Genomic DNA, 15,872 nt, shown 5'->3' with positions numbered 1-15,872 from the left:
TTAGAATTCCTTCAGCCCTGATTTCATGGGCATTTGAAGGAATTCTTTTCTTTTTTTACAAAAAAGTACTTGACAAAACCTCCTAAAAGTGAGGTCGCTTCGCGACCTATTAATTAAGGAATTGTTCGTCTCGCCACGAACCTTAATTACACTTTAGGAGGTATATCATATGAATCGAATTGACATCTGCAAAAATATCATCCAATCCATTAAGGATTATATCACAACCCCAGAAAAACTGGAACCACATCGTGTAAAAAATCATTTTGTTCGCAAACGAAAACTTTCTCTTTTTCAGGTAATTATGTATCTGCTTTATACTTCAAAAGCCTCCATGTTTCAAAATCTTTCCCGTATTCGGGAAGATCTTGAATGCCTTGATTTCCCTGACATTTCAAAGCAGGCTCTGTCAAAGGCTCGCCAATTTATTAACCCTGCCTTATTCAAAGAGCTCTACTATTTATCGGTTGATTTATTCTATAAGCAGCTCCCATCTCGTAAACTTTGGAACGGATATCATTTATTTGCCATTGATGGTTCCAAAATAGAATTGCCTAATTCCAAATCGAATTTCGAATTCTTCGGTGAAATGTTTGGATATCCTGATCCAAGCCGCCGTTTTACTATGGGACTTGGTTCCATTGTTTATGATGTTCTTGATGATTATATCGTCCATGCTTCTTTTCAGCGATATCTTGCATCTGAACGTTCTGCTGCTTTAGAGCATTTGCATAATTTAGAAGATTTAAATATCTATCAAAACAGCGTTATAATCTTTGATCGTGGCTATTATTCTGAAGATATGTTTCGTTACTGTGTCGAGCATCAGCACCTTTGCCTTATGCGCTTGAAGCAGAATTATAACATTGCCAAGAAATGCTTTGGCGACATAATCACTGTTCTTCCTGGCAACACAAAAGACGGAACTGAGAATATCAAGATAAGAGTCATCGAAGTTACTCTCGGTGATGGAACAAAAGAGTATCTTGCCACCAATCTTTTTGATTCACATATTTCTCAGAAGATGTTCCGCGAGCTTTACTTCTATCGCTGGCCGGTCGAAACAAAATATAAGGAATTGAAAAGTCGTCTTGCTATTGAAGAATTTTCCGGGGCAACAACCACTTCGGTACTTCAAGAATTTTATATCAACGTACTTCTTTCAAATCTGTCATCTCTTATTAAAAATCAAGTTGATGAAGAAATTCAGATTACCGCTAAAAGTACGAATAAATATCGATACCAAGCAAACCGGGCATTTATCATCGGACGTATCAAAACAATAGTTCCCAAAATCCTGTGTAATCTTTTCGATTTATCTGCAATTGATAGACTATATAAGGAATCTCTCCGATGCAGATCTCAGATTATGCCTGGAAGAACATTCCGACGAAAAAAGAACAAAGCAATAGGCAGGACACATTTTAACAACAAAAAAGTCGCATTCTAATAATCAATAGCTTTTCATATGGCTTTTCCGTGAAGCCCTATTAAAGTGCGTCTTCTTTTCAAATCTGCCTTCCTCTTTTCTCATTTTCACACTGTCAGCCATTAACTTGAACAGGCACTTGTCTTAAGTTGACACTAGGTTGATCACATTGGTGCCTAACACCACTGTGGTCTTTCCTATATTATTCAAAGTATCTGCATTTTTCTATATAAATTATTTTAGCTAATACTCTTGTCGTGAACAAAAGATTGTGAAATCAAGAGAGATAAAGTATAATAGCTATAAGTTATTTTTCTGAAAAAAATCGAAAGGGTGACAGTTATGCAAGATAAAACAAGTACAATTTCAACAAACATACCTTGTGGTCTTTATGTTTTGAAGCATAAAGATTTTGATGTTGCTATGGTTGATATCGATATTTATTCAGGAAAAATACAATATATATTAGACGTGTACCTTCCGGAAGAATTACCAATTGGATGCAACCGATTGGGGAAGAACATTGTTGGAAGGACTTGAACTTTTATGAAAATGATTTTACCGATGAATTAGGAAGTTTGTTAACAGATTCAAAGAATGTGGATGTGGATGCGAATTACTCGAAGTTCTCTCCGGCATCATCGTTAAATGGTGAGATGAAGAAGAAATGGGTTATTGAGAACGGAATCCGTTACCTAATGAAGGTGAATGCGAATGATTATGGGCAGCAGTCCATCAATGAAGTGATTGCAAGCAAACTTCATGAAAAACTTGGTTGGGATAATTATGTCCAATATAGAGTTGACACGGCAATCGTAGATGGAGAAAAAGTTCCGAGTTCCTTATGTCAGTTATTTACCTCGAATGAGTTGGAATTAGTGTCTGCATATCAATTGATCAAGGATATTAAGATACCAAACGATTCCTCTGAATTCGAGGAGATTATCCGTCAGGCTGTGAATTATGGAATGGAAGAAGCGGTAGTCCGTCAACAACTAGAATATACGATTTTGACAGATTTTATTCTGAGTAATACAGACAGGCATTATAACAATTTTGGATTTTTGTATCATCCGCAACTACACCGATTGGTTAAGATGGCACCTGTTTTTGATACCGGAAATTCATTGTTTTACAATAAGGAAATCATACCACAGGGAAGCAACCTTCTGGACGTAACAGTAAATTCGTTTAAGAAGAAAGAGGTTAGCTTACTGGAATATGTATCAAAATCAGATCTTGTGGGGATTGGTAAATTAGAGAGCTTTCCGAAAGAGGTTTACAATTTACTGACATGCAATACAGATATGCCTGATGAACGTGCGAAGAGTATATCAGGAACCGTTCAGCAAAAATTGGAGTATCTGAAATTATTTCAACAAGGCAAAAAGATTTGAAAAAAAGAAAACAGGTTTTTGATACGGCAGTTACGTATTATTACAATCAAGCATGCAGAGTGGTAGAAGGAATGCGAGTGGCAGAGGAATACCGTGCAAAAGCTAATAGAACAGTTCGAGAAATCCGAAATTAATAAATGAAAACCGTAAATAGTATCTAAAAGGCTGTCGCTTTTATAATAAGAAGTGATGGCCTTTTTGTATATATAATCCGAAAAGTTGAAATCTAAAAGAAAGCAGAAAATTCTGGAAAAATCTTGGGCAAAACCATTTTCAGATATTATTTTTTCAAACATTGATGAGATGATATTTGCCCCACTCTATAGTGATAAGCGTAATTCACGTCCGAATGCACCTGTAAATGTAATTGTAGGTGCCCTAATCCTTAAGGAACTCAATGGACTTACGGATGACGAGATTATTGAAGAGTGTGAGTTTGATTTCCGATATCAGTACGCTCTTCATACAACCAGTTATGAAAACCAGCCTTTGAGTAATCGGACGTTTAGCAGATTCCGCGAAAGAAATGCAGCTTATGAACTGACCACCGGAAAAGATCTGATTCATGACTGTATTGTAGCTCTTTCTGAAAATATCCGTAAATTCAGGTAAACGGAGCTGGAACACAGATTACCGAATGTCCTGCTGGAAATAAGCCAAAGAGCAATTCCTATATTAAACAAACAGATTCCATACGAGCTTCGTTCTACAGATACCAGTGTGAAGGATGCCCATACCAAAACCAATGCAATCCTGCAATAAAAGAAAGAACAGCAGTCATGATGGTTCCGTTAAAATCAAGAAGACGAATCTTAGAATCATCAGAAATATGGAACGATGCCACCTGGGCATGGATTGGAAGAATCCGAAATGGAGTGGAGACTGTTCCATCAGTCATCCGAAATAAATATCTGGTAGATCAAATGCCGGTCAGAGGAACGCTGAGAACCAAACAGTTCTTCGGCTTTAAAGTTGCTTCCCTAAATATCACTAAACTGATGAGATACACCAAAGGGAAGCTGAAGTGCAGAACTTTTGAGCTGGCATAGGGATGATAAATCGCCCTTTCGCGGAATCGAAATACCAAAAACATAGATTTATTCAGTTGTCAAAGGACAAAAAATATGTGCAGTTGTCAGTCACAGAAAATGTAACTTTTGACACCCACATCATAAAAAATAAAACGGCAGAAAAACAACTTATTCATAAGAAAAATTTTAGTTATATAAGCGGTAAGGAAAGCCAAATAAATTTTTATCTGCAGGAACCGCAGTGCTGCGAAAGATAATATTATGGAAAAACGAATTGTCTAAAATGTCAGAATAGTATGAATGTCTATTGAAAGTTGTCTAAATATATAATATAATACTATTACAATAAAAACGAGTATTCTTTGTTATGAGAGGATGAGAATCCATTGGCATATTAATTTCACATCGAAAAAATATAGGAAAGTAGTGTAAAATATTTATTTTTAAGAAAGATATATGTGTTGCCAGAAATCTTGTGGAATGTAACAGAATTAAAGGAAGGAAAAAGAATTTATGAAAAAGCATTTATCGGCTATCATAACAAGTATCGGAATCATGATTGGAATTATCTTACTGATTTTGATTCAGGTAATTGGAAAGACGAATATCCTTGACATACTGGTAAGGTGCTATGCTTTTTCTATCCCATTATGGATTACTATTATTGTTTCCTTAAAAAGAAAAGAAAAGTAGTACCGCTATTTTAAAAAAAGACCACCACCCGTCCAACGGGTGGTTTGCTCTAGGGCTATAAGCCCTTGTTACTAGGCCCGCGTCTCAAGGCGCTGGCTTTCTCTTTAGGCTATGGAAATTCTGTTTACACAGCCTTCCCACAGCTCCGTTCAAGCCATATTGCTCTTAACTCGTCGCTACCCCTTAAGGGGCTTTGTTACTACTTGGCATTAACCCTTAAAAGGGTTCTCATATTCTTTTACACTTAACTTATCCATTGCAATATCGTGCTTTTCTTGTTCCTGGATATATTTTTTTATTGTTGCCTCATTTAATCCAACTGTGCTAACATAATATCCTTCCGCCCAGAAATGACAATTTCCAAATTTATATTTTAAGTTTGCGTGTTTATCGAATATCATAAGTGCACTTTTTCCTTTTAAATATCCCATAAATGGTGATACGCTTATCTTTGGTGGAATACTTACTAACATATGGATATAATCTGGCATTAGATGTCCTTCAATAATTTCAACGCCTTTATAACTGCACAATTGCTTTATAATATCTCTAATATCCTCTTTGTATTGATTGTAAATTACTTTTCGTCTATACTTTGGTGTGAAGACAATATGATATTTGCACATCCATTTTGTATGTGCGAGTGAATATTCTTTCTTCGCCATAAATTACCTTTCCTTTCTACAATATAGCCTGAACAACTTTATTGTACACGGAAAGGTAATTTCTTTTGTATAACAATCGACGCGCACCCGCATAGCGGGTGGTTTATTGTTTCGTCCATCTACATTTTTCGGATCAACGAAAAACTCCAATGGACTCAACAGACTAAAGTCCATAAACTATGAGAAACACGCTCCGCGAGTTTCTCAAGTTATCGCGACAGTCGCCAAGGTCTCGTGCAAGCACGGACTTTGGCTCGTTGTTCGCGTAAATAAAAAAGTGGAAGTCTGTCAATGTTTTCAGTCCTTCCACTCATTTTCATTCATTTATCTTATTAATTCTCTCCGGGTTTATTTTACAATACCAACCATATCTTTTACATTCTCAAAGCCATTCTTCTTCATATAAGCTTCGATTCCATCAATCACTTCCAGTGTCACTGCCGGATTGTGGAAGTTTGCTGTTCCTACAGACACTGCGCTCGCACCTGCAAGAAGGAATTCGATTGCATCTTCTGCACAGGAAATTCCGCCCATTCCAATGATTGGAATGTTAACAGCCTGTGCCACCTGATAAACCATACGCACTGCGACTGGTTTCACGATCGGTCCTGATACTCCTCCGGTCTTATTCGCTACCGCAAATGTCTTTCTGTTGATATCAATCTTCATTCCTGTCAGTGTATTGATCAGAGACACCGCATCTGCTCCACCGGCTTCTGCTGCCCTTGCGATCTCTGTGATATCTGTTACATTCGGTGTCAGTTTCATAATGATCGGCTGCTTTGCGATTTTCTTAATCTGCGCTGTCAGCTTTTCCACATTATGTGCATCCTGTCCAAATGCAAGAAATCCTGCATTAACATTCGGACAGGAAATATTAATCTCCATCATATCAATCGGTTCGTCTGCAAGACGCTCTACAACTGCAAGATACTCTTCTGGAGCGTGTCCGCATACATTTACGATGATCTTTGTATCAAAATTCTTCAGATATGGAATATCTCTCTCGCAGAACAGATCGATTCCAGGATTCTGAAGTCCGATGGCGTTCATCATACCGCCATAAACTTCAGCTACACGCGGGGTCGGGTTTCCTGCCCACGGTACATTTGCTACACCTTTCGTTGTCACTGCTCCAAGACGGTTCAGGTCTACAAATTCTGAAAATTCTTCTCCTGAGCCAAATGTTCCTGATGCAACTGTTACCGGATTTTTCCATTCTACACCGGCAATATTTACGCTCATGTTCATCAGATCTCCACCTCCGTAGACAAGAATACAGGGCCATCCTTACAGATACGCTTGTTATTTACATTGCTGTGCGCGTCTTTCTCTTTAGACTTGCATACACATGCCAGACAGGCACCGATTCCACATGCCATTCTCTCTTCCAGTGAGATATAACACTCGATTCCATTCTCTTCTGCGTACTGTTTGATCGCACGAAGCATCGGAGTCGGTCCACAGGCATAGATCATATCTGCTTCCAGAGCATTTTCACGGATTGCGTCCATAACATTTCCCTTTGTTCCGGCACTTCCATCTTCTGTGGAAATATAAAGTTCTCCGTTCTGCTCGAACTCTTCCTTAAGGAATGTCTGTGCGTCGCGGTATCCTACTACGATCTGTTTCTTCTCGCAGTCCATCTGCTTCGCCAGTTCAAGGATTGGCGGTACACCAATTCCTCCACCCATCAGAAATACTTTCTTTCCTTCAGCCTTCTCGTATGGGAATCCATTTCCAAGAGGTCCGATCACCGGAATGATGTCTCCTGCTTTCAGCTTAGAAAATTCTTCTGTTCCTGTCTTCGGTCCTGTCACACGGTAAACAACACGAAGTCTTCCGTTCTCTTTATCAATCTCACAGATACTGATCGGACGTGGAAGCAGCTTGCTTCCGTCTGTCGTATACATGGAAATAAACTGTCCCGGCTTTGCGTCCTTTGCCGCCTCTGTATTGATCCACATGCTGTAGATCCCATCCGCCAGCTGCTCCTGGGAATGTACTACTGCATTTTCTTTCTGCTTTGCCATAAACTTATGCAATTCCTTTCTTGAAATTATGAGAAACACAATCTGCGGATTTCTCAATTTCTATGGTAAATTATTTTGCCGCTGCAAGTGCTCCGCTGATATCAGCTACCATTGCTTCAACTGCTGCTCTGGATGCATCTCCGAAATTCTCCGGTCCGAACTTCGCATAAGCTTCCTGCTTGTAAGCTGCAATAATTCCACGAGAAGAGTTTACGATTGCACCAAGTCCGTCTTCGTTAAAGAAATGAACGAGGTCTTTACCCTGTCCGCCCTGTGCACCGTATCCCGGTACAAGGATGTAAGACTTCGGCATGATCTCTCTTAATACTTTACCCATCTCCGGATAAGTAGCTCCTACAACAGCTCCGATGTAGCTGTACTCATCTCCCATGCAGTCAGCTCCCCACTCTGCAACCTTCTCACCAACCCACTCGTAAAGCGGTCTTCCGTCAATGATTCTGTCCTGGAACTCTCCACTGGACGGATTGGATGTCTTAACAAGGATGAACAGACCTTTCTTCTCTTCCTTGCATACGTCAACAAATGGATTCACTCCGTCAGATCCAAGGTACGGATTCACTGTTGCAAAGTCCTCACCAAATGGTGTATATTCCTTGCTTCCAACCTTGATTTTTCCAAGATGTGCTGTTGCATAAGCAGCAGATGTAGAACCGATATCTCCACGCTTTACATCTCCGATGATCACAAGGTCTTTCGACTTACAGTAATCTACTGTCTTCTTAAATGCCATCAGTCCCGGAATTCCGAACTGCTCGTACATTGCGATCTGTGGTTTTACTGCCGGAATCAGATCATAAGTCTTGTCAACGATCTCCTTATTGAACTGCCATACTGCCTCTGCTGCTCCTTCCAGAGTCTCACCATACTCTGCATAAGCCTTATCAAGTACGTGCTGTGGGATGTAGTTCAGCATTGGATCGAGTCCAACTACGATCGGTGCACCTGTCTTTTTGATCTTCTCTACCAGTTTATTAATCATTCTTCATTCCTCCATATCCTGTTACTTTTCATCGGATCACCGATGAATGATAACCTTCGGTCTTTCCTTCAGGTTGACGCGTTACTTTTCTTTACGCACAATATGATGTAAGTGTCAAAAGTATAAATTGCGTTTGTGCTCGCACAAATAAGCAATTTATACTTATTGACACGCCGAACACCGAAAACGGAATAAAATGGTGTGAACACGCCATTTTATGGGAGTTTGAGGTGTTCGAGGATTGCGGGAATTGCATAGCAATGGAGCAATCCGGTTACATCAGTGAGTGGCAAAATTTACTTTTGACACTTACATCACAATATATCATTTTTCATAATACCATATTCTTGAGAATTTTCCTAGTCATGCTTTTTAATAAATCAAAAAATGAAAAATGAAGTTCTTTCTCTGTCACTCATTTAAACAGAATCTGAAAGAACTTCGTTTCTCTGGTTTTGTTTTTTAATATCCCGCCGGCACAAGCAATGTAAATGGATAAATCGGAATATTTCTCACGATTCCGAACCCCACCACTATAACTAATACCACATATAGAACTTTCTGATTAATTTTCTGATCCACATGATTACCACCGGTCAAAATCCAGTCAATCAATCGTGCTACAATATACATCCCAAGAAACGGGAGTAATGTCACATACATCGGATTATACCGGAATGCCGTATAAAATCTTCCATGTAAAATAGAATAGCTTGCCCGCCCGGCACCGCACCCCGGACAATACAGTCCGGTAATAATATGAAAGAGGCAGGGCAGCGGATACTGGTGCGGATTATGAAAAAAGAGATAACCCGCAGCAGCCACTGCAATCACTGCCCCCGTCAGAACTGCGATGATCCTGGCTGACCTTTTTGTTTGAAATGCTTCACGCATCTTTATCTTCCAAATCATCATCCGCTCACTTTTTAATAATAGTAATAAGCCGAACCGGAAACTGCCCCTGTCACGATCAGAACCATGTAGATCAACCATGTAAGAAGACCAATTGCAAAGGATACGATAATCCAGATTCTTGCCATCTTCGCATTATTCTGTGCTTCTTCAAGATTTCCTGCCAGCATAGCACTATTGATCTTCGCCGAGAATACGATTCCCACTACACCAAACGGGAGACAGCAACATAACGTTGAAATAATTGATAATATAAGATATGGAACCCAGTTCACTGGCTCCTGTGGCATTCCATTGAAATTATTCTGCTGATAATATCCCTGGTTCTGCTGACCATAGTTTGGAGCTTGCTGAGTATAATTCTGATTCTGCTGGTTATAATTCTGATTTTGCTGACCGTACCCCTGTCCATACTCATAGTTGTTTGGTTCACCATAGGAAGTATTCTGCTCCTGATTCACACTTTTGTATGGATCGTTCTGATATGAACCTGCCACATCCGCTGGCTGTGTTGGTTCTGTCGGCTGCACATCTTCTTCTGGCTGCACTTTTTCTTCCGGCAGCACATCTTCTTCTGACTGCACTTTTTCTGTCGACTGCTGTACCTCTGCTGTATCTTCTGTTATGTTATCTGTTGTCTCTTCCTTCACCTGTGATACAGGTTCCATCTTCTGTACCGGCTGCTTCGCCCCGCAATTCGGGCAGAACTTACAACTATCCGGTATCTCCTGATAACAGTTCATACATCTCATCATCTCTACCTCGCTTTCGTAAGTCACAATTCTCACTTTCCCAGAGCACTGACCAATTTGCTCACTTGTTCGTTTTGCGACTTTATTTCTTATATCATAACATTAATATCACAAAAAAACTTGTATCTTCATTAAAAATTAACACTTTTCTTTTCCCAAACGGATTTCTTCCATCTGTTTTGCGGTTTCCTCATCAAGATAATCCAGAAGATAATTTTTCAGATTTACCTGCCTGCCCAGATGCTCTCCTCTGAGTTCTTTTAATGCCAACTCAACCTCTTCTTTCAGACCTGGCGCAGACATTCTGTGAGCCCCCTGCCCCATGATGATCACCTGCTCAAGTCCATCTGATGTGGCTACTGTTACATCTGCATTCTTCGCAATCCTGCGGACTGTCTTCTCAATATATTGATCTGCTGTTTCTGCTTCTTTCGTATAGACGATATAAATGTTATGATATTTCATCACTTCACCCGGATTCCCCTCTACTTTATAAGCATCATACACAAGGATCAGGGTACATTTGCGGAATCCCTGATAGTTACTTAGAATATCTGCAAGCTTTCCTCTTGCTGCACCAATATCTCTTTCTGAAAGTTCTTTCAGTTCCTCCCATGAAAAAATTATATTATAACCATCTACCAGAAGATATTCTTCTGTTCCGGCTTTCGCTCTCCGGCGCGCTTCCCACTTCGGATCCTGGTAAGCGCTTCCCGGCTCTCTTGTCTTTTCCTTTGCCCGGACAGTTACAGGACCTGTAGAACGATTCTTCTTCGGATCCGGTGTACGGACATAGATCGCATCCAACTCTTCCTGTGTCAGTTCAATACTGGAGTGCCTGCGTTTTGGAAGTGTCACCTCCATTACATCCATTTCATCATCATTTCCTGATTCCAATGTATGTTCCATATGCATATATTCTTCAACTTCATCCCAATCTACAACAAATCCTGCTCCATGTGCACAGAACACAGAACCTGTCGGATTCGCCAGATCTGCCTCCGAATCATAGGTTGACTCTGCCAGAACTTCTTCCTGATTATGACAGATATCATAACCTTTCAACGAAACTGCCATTCTTCCACGTCCACCTGTATAGGCAGTGAATTCTTTCTGATATCCACGCATCAGGGACACCGGTGCACTTCCTGTCAGCACTGTTGTCTCTTCTTCTATCATCGGTGTTCCGAATTTGCCGGACATATTTTGGATATCTGTCATAGCTCGTCCTACATTTTCTGATGGAAGTTCCATTCGGAATTCATAATATGGCTCCAGAAGAATACTGTCTGCTTTCTTTAATCCCTGACGCACTGCACGATAAGTTGCCTGACGAAAATCTCCGCCTTCCGTATGTTTCTGATGTGCACGTCCAGAAGTCAGCGTAATCTTCATATCCGTGATTGGTGAACCTGTCAGCACACCTTTGTGTTCCTTCTCTTCCAGATGTGTCAGAACAAGCCGCTGCCAGTTTCTGTCCAGAATATCTTCACTGCACTCTGCTGCAAACTGCATTCCGGATCCACGTTCTCCCGGTTCTAGGCGCAGATGCACTTCTGCATAATGACGTAATGGTTCAAAGTGTCCCACACCTTCTACCGGTGCTGTGATTGTCTCTTTGTAAACGATACTCCCTTCACCGAATTCTACCAGCACACCAAAACGTTCCTTTATCATCCGCTGTAAAATCTCAATCTGCACATCTCCCATCAGCTGTACATGAATCTCAGAAGTCTGTTCTTCCCATACAATATGAAGTTCTGGTTCTTCTTCCTCTAAAATCTTTAGGTTCAAAAGCATCTTATGTACATCACAGTCATCCGGAAGAAGGATCTGGTATGTCAACACCGGCTCTAATAGCGGTAAATCTGACTCTTCTTCTGCTCCGATTCCCTGCCCGGGTCTTGTATTTTCCAATCCTGTCACTGCACATACTCTTCCAGCTTCTACTTCCTGGACAGCCTCAAATTTCTCACCGGAGTAGATCCGGATCTGATTGATCTTTTCATTCAGTCCTTCCACTACATCTTTTACTTTCAGTCTTCCACCTGTCACTTTCAGATAGGTCAGACGGTTTCCCTGATTATCCCTTGCAATCTTATAAACCTTTGCCCCAAACTCTGCCGGATAAGTCTTATCTTTTATATACAGATCAAGTCCATCCAAAAGTTCTTCCACGCCTTGAGAATGTAGTGCCGAACCAAAATAACATGGAAACACCTGACGGTCTGCAACTGCTTTTTGTACTTTATCCAGAGAGATCCTTCCCTCTTCCAGATATTCTTCCATCATATCATCTTCACAGACAGCCAGCTCTTCCAGCACCTCTTCCACTGCGCTCTCTTTCGTATGTAAATATACTTTTCCACCCGGGCAGTCAGATTCTGTCATGATATCTACAAATGGAACGACATTTTCCCCAAAACGCTTGCGGAGTTCTTTCAGAAGTTTTTCACCATCCGTTCCTTCCTGATCCATTTTATTCACAAAAAGAAAGGTCGGAATCTGATATCTTTTTAATAACTTCCATAATGTCTGTGTATGACCTTGCACACCATCTGCTCCACTGACAACAAGCACCGCGCAATCCAGAACCTGCAGAACGCGTTCCATCTCCGCAGAAAAATCCACATGTCCCGGTGTATCAAGAAGTGTGATCGTGCGATCCTTCCACCGGAATACTGCCTGCTTGGAAAAAATAGTAATTCCACGTTCTCTTTCCATCTGATCTGTATCTAGAAACGCATCTTTATGATCCACTCTGCCAAGCTTCCTGATTGCTCCGGCATGATAGAGCATGCTTTCTGACAATGTCGTCTTTCCGGCATCCACATGCGCTACAATACCTATATTTATATATCTGTCCGGCTTATTTTCTGAGTTATTCCCCATAAAATCTGCCCCTTTCATTGTTTTCTCGTTTTTCACTTACATCATGATGATGTGAGTGTCAAAAGTAAATTTTGCCACTCACTGATGTAACCGGATTGCTCCATTGCTATGCAATTCCCGCAATCCTCGAACACCTCAAACTCCCATAAAATGGCGTGTTCACACCATTTTATTCCGTTTTCGGTGTTCGGCGTGTCAATAAGTATAAATTGCTTATTTGTGCGAGCACAAACGCAATTTATACTTTTGACACTTACATCATATCATAAGAAAGAAAAGGAGTCGACTGCTCTTCTTTACAGTCAACTCCTGCTTTTCTTTCTCTGTTATCTTCTAATTATTCACTGAATGATGCACAACCAGGCTTTCCCGATCGATTGCCTTAAAAGAATACCCCAGATTTTTATAGTACTCCATTACCGTCGGAAGTGCCTGGATGGTAGATTCCTTCGCCTCTGTGTCATGGAACAGGAGCATTACTTTGGTATACTCATCCGTTTCTGACTGTGCGATGATCTGATCTGCCGTAACCGTTCCTCCGTCTCCACTGCTCACATTCCAGTCATAATACTGGTATCCCTTATCCAGCACCTGCTGCGTCAGTTGTGTCATAATTCCCGCCGTATATTTTTTCGAAATGGAATTTGATGCACCTCCCGGAAAACGGATAAAGCATGGAACAAATCCAAGCTGTTCCTTTGCCACCTCTCCTATTTTCTCAAGATCATCAAAATAAGCATCCACAGATGCATAGACCTGATCATATTCATGCGTATAGCTGTGAAGTCCAACTGTATGTCCCTCATCATAAACCTTCTTGATCATAGGAAAATAATCCGGCTGCTGGGCAGTAATGAAAAAGGTAGCTTTCGCATCATACTGATCCAAAATATCAAGCACACGCTGCGTATTTGCAGACGGTCCATCATCAAATGTCAGATAAACGACTTTCTCATCATCCTGCGGATCCATGGTTCCAACTGCAACTCCCGGCTGAAGAGACATGGACTTATCTCTTTCTGCCTTTGCTGCCTCTTCTGCTTTTTTCGCCTCTTCTTCGGCTTTTTTCTTCTCTTGTGCTTCTTTCTCTTTCTGTATCTCTACCTGACGTAAAGCTGCTGCTTCCCGCGCATTTGCCACCATACATACACCTGTTCCGACAATCGCAAAAAACACAAGACCTACCAGTATGTTGAAATAAATATTGTTCTCCTGACGCATTCTTTTATAACTATGCCAGACACCCACCAGTACATCTTTTATCTTTATCAACATTTCCTTTATCTTTTGCTGCATTCTCTCTCCCAATCCCTCTGCGTTACTGTAAACAACGCTCTTTTTCTTACGGATATTACTGACATCACTATTTCCAGCATCTTTCGCATACAATATCCGTATAATTATATATATTATAAACCATACTTCTTAAATATGTAGTAATGATTCATTAAGAATTATTCGAAAAATGTTACATTTCTGTTACTCACTATCCTGCACTACTGTTCACACTACATGAGACCAGCAATGCATCCCCATCCATCCGTATTTGACCATTTTCTTTACAGGTGTTAAAATAACTTTACAGATAAGCAATCACCGCATTCGTATGAACTGCCACAGAACACAGAAAGGAGAATATCCGCAATGGAGGATAAGCGTATCACCAAAACAAAACGTGCTTTAAAGTCTGCTCTTTTGGAACTTTTAACCACACAGGCTTTTGATGCGATTTCAATCACGGAATTATGTAAGATTGCCAATGTCAGCCGGATCACTTTCTACACACATTATAAGGATAAATTTGCCCTCCTTGACGACATTTTCAATGATATGCTGATTATTGGAAAAGAAGGATACCATCGCAGACAAGAGGAAAACAATCCTGAAAATAATCTCACGCAGGGATATCTGAACGTTTTGGACTGTATTTTGTCTCTTTACTATGAACGTTATGATTTTTTCCAGCATGTCGTACCGGAAACAAATCCTTACCTGGCTTTTCGATTTTATCGGATCCTTTTAGACACGGTAGAATCTCATACAGATAAGCTGAAAGCTTCTTATTCTTTAAAATATTCTGCAAGACAGATTGCCGGATTCATCTGCTTTGGTCTGTTCGGATTTATCAGTGAGTCTTATACATCAAAAGTACCGTTAGAACAGGTTCAGGCCGGAGCAAGACAACTTTTAACAGATCTTCTGCAATCCAAAATTCTTGTATAATGTTTTGCATTTGTAACTGTTCAGAGCCAAGCAAAATTTCAAAAAAGATGTAAAATGCTTGCATTTTTAGATTTAAACATGAAAAAGAACATGCCCCACAGTTTCAAAACTTCTTAAACAGAAGCTTTTATTCTCTGGTCATGTTCTTTTTTATTTTTAATAGTTACGCCTCTTTTTCTTTGTAATGATGCGCCTCTTCGAGCATCATATCTTTCACTTTCATCAGTCGGATCTGTGTACTACGCTCATTCTCATCCAGTTTCATCGTAATGTATTTGATACTTTCCTCTGTCTCTGGAATGATAACATGCTCCAGTGCATTTACACGACGTCTTGTCTTCTCAATCTCTGCCGCCATCAGCTGACATGCTTTTTCACATTCTGCAAGTCGGATCATATCTGGGAGGATATCTGATAAAGACTTCACTGCTCCATCAAGATCGCTGGAAGTAAACGCAAATCCATAAGAATAGATATCATTTTCATCCGCTGTTCTTGTTTTGGATGTGAAGGTCGGAATCTCAACACTCATAACATTCTTCTCATCAACTATAAGTCCAACTTCCTGCTTCGGAGCCATCAATGCAGTATTCAGTGCTGCCTCTGACATTCCGGCCCGGGCAATAACAAAATTACGGTTCGCAGAGAGAATTCCTTCTTCTACACGAAGTCTCACTTCCATATTTTCTCGGACAAGATCCAGATACTGGCGCATCAGCTCATCACGCTTATCTTTCAAAAGCTTGTGACCACGAATGGCTGTAATCCGCTTTTTCTTCAAACGGGTTAGTTCCATACGGGTTGGATTCACTTGTTTCGCAGCCAATACCGCCACCTCCTCTTTC

The 15,872-nt window shown here is 40.4% G+C and carries 17 protein-coding genes; 8 read left to right on the top strand and 9 right to left on the bottom strand.

All coding sequences use genetic code 11. From position 1 onward, the window contains the following. Window positions 1-169 precede the first annotated feature (169 nt). The 7 genes from ACZ47Z_RS03365 (at window position 170) to ACZ47Z_RS03335 (ending at window position 4,550) form a co-directional block, all read left to right on the top strand. Window positions 170-1,450 (top strand): IS4 family transposase, encoded by a 1,281-nt coding sequence (locus tag ACZ47Z_RS03365; protein WP_464525579.1) that lies wholly within the window; start codon window positions 170-172, stop codon window positions 1,448-1,450. 321 nt (window positions 1,451-1,771) lie between these two features. After that, the gene (locus tag ACZ47Z_RS03360) at window positions 1,772-1,969 is read left to right on the top strand and encodes a hypothetical protein (RefSeq protein ID WP_144366189.1); all 198 of its coding nucleotides are present in this window, start codon (window positions 1,772-1,774) and stop codon (window positions 1,967-1,969) included. A gap of 38 nt (window positions 1,970-2,007) precedes the next feature. Beyond that, window positions 2,008-2,826, top strand: coding sequence for a HipA domain-containing protein (locus ACZ47Z_RS03355; RefSeq protein WP_464525880.1), 819 nt, complete (start codon window positions 2,008-2,010; stop codon window positions 2,824-2,826). Beyond that, the gene (locus tag ACZ47Z_RS03350; protein ID WP_157050626.1) at window positions 2,823-2,960 is read left to right on the top strand and encodes a hypothetical protein; all 138 of its coding nucleotides are present in this window, start codon (window positions 2,823-2,825) and stop codon (window positions 2,958-2,960) included. Before ACZ47Z_RS03355 ends, ACZ47Z_RS03350 begins: the two co-directional genes overlap by 4 nt. A gap of 85 nt (window positions 2,961-3,045) precedes the next feature. After that, window positions 3,046-3,438: a transposase gene (locus ACZ47Z_RS03345; RefSeq protein ID WP_020436083.1), complete on the top strand. Its 393-nt coding sequence runs from the start codon at window positions 3,046-3,048 to the stop codon at window positions 3,436-3,438. Beyond that, window positions 3,429-3,875: a transposase gene (locus ACZ47Z_RS03340; protein WP_081016911.1), complete on the top strand. Its 447-nt coding sequence runs from the start codon at window positions 3,429-3,431 to the stop codon at window positions 3,873-3,875. Before ACZ47Z_RS03345 ends, ACZ47Z_RS03340 begins: the two co-directional genes overlap by 10 nt. Window positions 3,876-4,370: 495 nt before the next feature. Further along, entirely contained in the window at window positions 4,371-4,550 is a 180-nt protein-coding gene (locus ACZ47Z_RS03335; RefSeq protein ID WP_020436084.1) for a hypothetical protein, read from the top strand. 209 nt (window positions 4,551-4,759) lie between these two features. Here ACZ47Z_RS03335 and tnpA read toward each other — a convergent pair whose 3' ends face one another. The 8 genes from tnpA to ACZ47Z_RS03295 all read right to left on the bottom strand — a co-directional run bounded on the left by tnpA (window position 4,760) and on the right by ACZ47Z_RS03295 (window position 14,100). Next, complete coding sequence (gene tnpA / locus ACZ47Z_RS03330) at window positions 4,760-5,215, bottom strand: IS200/IS605 family transposase (RefSeq protein WP_020436085.1); 456 nt, start codon at window positions 5,213-5,215, stop codon at window positions 4,760-4,762. 348 nt (window positions 5,216-5,563) lie between these two features. Continuing rightward, window positions 5,564-6,466 (bottom strand): dihydroorotate dehydrogenase, encoded by a 903-nt coding sequence (locus ACZ47Z_RS03325; RefSeq protein WP_015527962.1) that lies wholly within the window; start codon window positions 6,464-6,466, stop codon window positions 5,564-5,566. After that, window positions 6,466-7,248: a dihydroorotate dehydrogenase electron transfer subunit gene (locus ACZ47Z_RS03320; protein ID WP_054754418.1), complete on the bottom strand. Its 783-nt coding sequence runs from the start codon at window positions 7,246-7,248 to the stop codon at window positions 6,466-6,468. The genes ACZ47Z_RS03325 and ACZ47Z_RS03320 overlap by 1 nt, the downstream gene beginning before the upstream one ends. Before the next feature lie 70 nt (window positions 7,249-7,318). Continuing rightward, window positions 7,319-8,248 (bottom strand): orotidine-5'-phosphate decarboxylase, encoded by a 930-nt coding sequence (pyrF, locus tag ACZ47Z_RS03315; RefSeq protein ID WP_015527964.1) that lies wholly within the window; start codon window positions 8,246-8,248, stop codon window positions 7,319-7,321. 462 nt (window positions 8,249-8,710) lie between these two features. Continuing rightward, complete coding sequence (locus tag ACZ47Z_RS03310; protein ID WP_288597270.1) at window positions 8,711-9,142, bottom strand: DUF2752 domain-containing protein; 432 nt, start codon at window positions 9,140-9,142, stop codon at window positions 8,711-8,713. Between the two features lie 32 nt (window positions 9,143-9,174). Next, window positions 9,175-9,939, bottom strand: coding sequence for a CD225/dispanin family protein (locus ACZ47Z_RS03305; RefSeq protein ID WP_464525879.1), 765 nt, complete (start codon window positions 9,937-9,939; stop codon window positions 9,175-9,177). A gap of 111 nt (window positions 9,940-10,050) precedes the next feature. After that, window positions 10,051-12,804 (bottom strand): NYN domain-containing protein, encoded by a 2,754-nt coding sequence (locus tag ACZ47Z_RS03300; protein ID WP_464525878.1) that lies wholly within the window; start codon window positions 12,802-12,804, stop codon window positions 10,051-10,053. A gap of 333 nt (window positions 12,805-13,137) precedes the next feature. Further along, window positions 13,138-14,100 carry a polysaccharide deacetylase family protein gene (locus ACZ47Z_RS03295; RefSeq protein WP_243132275.1) on the bottom strand — a complete coding sequence of 321 codons (963 nt, stop codon included), beginning with the start codon at window positions 14,098-14,100 and terminating at the stop codon, window positions 13,138-13,140. A 348-nt stretch (window positions 14,101-14,448) separates the two neighbouring features. Between ACZ47Z_RS03295 and ACZ47Z_RS03290 the strand changes: the two genes are divergently transcribed. Then, window positions 14,449-15,027: a TetR/AcrR family transcriptional regulator gene (locus ACZ47Z_RS03290; protein WP_054753281.1), complete on the top strand. Its 579-nt coding sequence runs from the start codon at window positions 14,449-14,451 to the stop codon at window positions 15,025-15,027. A gap of 163 nt (window positions 15,028-15,190) precedes the next feature. Here the strand turns inward: ACZ47Z_RS03290 and ACZ47Z_RS03285 are convergent, their stop codons facing one another. Beyond that, the gene (locus ACZ47Z_RS03285) at window positions 15,191-15,853 is read right to left on the bottom strand and encodes a V-type ATP synthase subunit D (RefSeq protein ID WP_020436093.1); all 663 of its coding nucleotides are present in this window, start codon (window positions 15,851-15,853) and stop codon (window positions 15,191-15,193) included. Between the last annotated feature and the right edge of the window lie 19 nt (window positions 15,854-15,872).

The organism is Mediterraneibacter faecis (genome assembly GCF_055383675.1).
This window is presented reverse-complemented; position numbering and strand designations above follow the sequence as displayed.

Coding starts and splice junctions, on each gene's coding strand:
- ACZ47Z_RS03365 (WP_464525579.1), top strand. CDS start 170: ATGAATCGAATTGACATCTGCAAAAATATCATCCAATCCATTAAGGAT.
- ACZ47Z_RS03360 (WP_144366189.1), top strand. CDS start 1,772: ATGCAAGATAAAACAAGTACAATTTCAACAAACATACCTTGTGGTCTT.
- ACZ47Z_RS03335 (WP_020436084.1), top strand. CDS start 4,371: ATGAAAAAGCATTTATCGGCTATCATAACAAGTATCGGAATCATGATT.
- tnpA (WP_020436085.1), bottom strand. CDS start 5,215: ATGGCGAAGAAAGAATATTCACTCGCACATACAAAATGGATGTGCAAA.
- ACZ47Z_RS03325 (WP_015527962.1), bottom strand. CDS start 6,466: ATGAACATGAGCGTAAATATTGCCGGTGTAGAATGGAAAAATCCGGTA.
- ACZ47Z_RS03320 (WP_054754418.1), bottom strand. CDS start 7,248: ATGGCAAAGCAGAAAGAAAATGCAGTAGTACATTCCCAGGAGCAGCTG.
- pyrF (WP_015527964.1), bottom strand. CDS start 8,248: ATGATTAATAAACTGGTAGAGAAGATCAAAAAGACAGGTGCACCGATC.
- ACZ47Z_RS03310 (WP_288597270.1), bottom strand. CDS start 9,142: ATGCGTGAAGCATTTCAAACAAAAAGGTCAGCCAGGATCATCGCAGTT.
- ACZ47Z_RS03300 (WP_464525878.1), bottom strand. CDS start 12,804: ATGGGGAATAACTCAGAAAATAAGCCGGACAGATATATAAATATAGGT.
- ACZ47Z_RS03295 (WP_243132275.1), bottom strand. CDS start 14,100: ATGCAGCAAAAGATAAAGGAAATGTTGATAAAGATAAAAGATGTACTG.
- ACZ47Z_RS03290 (WP_054753281.1), top strand. CDS start 14,449: ATGGAGGATAAGCGTATCACCAAAACAAAACGTGCTTTAAAGTCTGCT.